The organism is Pseudomonas sp. SIMBA_041 (genome assembly GCF_046535095.1).
GTDB classification, from domain to species: domain Bacteria; phylum Pseudomonadota; class Gammaproteobacteria; order Pseudomonadales; family Pseudomonadaceae; genus Aquipseudomonas; species Aquipseudomonas mucoides.
Genome location: NZ_JAWRXJ010000149.1, coordinates 1 through 304 on the forward strand (window position 1 = coordinate 1; position 304 = coordinate 304).

Annotated in this window: 1 protein-coding gene; it reads left to right on the top strand. The window is 64.1% G+C overall.

Annotation, left to right across the window (positions count from 1 at the left end; genetic code table 11):
- Positions 1-304 (top strand): 4Fe-4S dicluster domain-containing protein (locus tag SB725_RS30625; protein ID WP_410923106.1); only part of this gene is annotated, 304 nt, incomplete at both ends.

Here is a 304-nt window from a genome sequence, read left to right on the forward strand (position 1 = left end):
CTGATCGATCAGGACAAGTGTCGCGGCTGGCGCATGTGCGTGTCCGGATGCCCGTACAAGAAGATCTACTACAACTGGCAGAGCGGCAAGGCCGAGAAGTGCATCTTCTGCTATCCGCGCATCGAGGCCGGCCAGCCGACCGTGTGCTCGGAAACCTGTGTCGGCCGCATCCGCTATCTCGGCGTGCTGCTGTACGACGCCGACCGGATCAGCGAGGCCGCCAGCGCCGAGAGCGAGCAGGACCTGTACGAGGCGCAACTGTCGCTGTTCCTCGATCCGAACGACCCGACGGTGATCGCGCAGG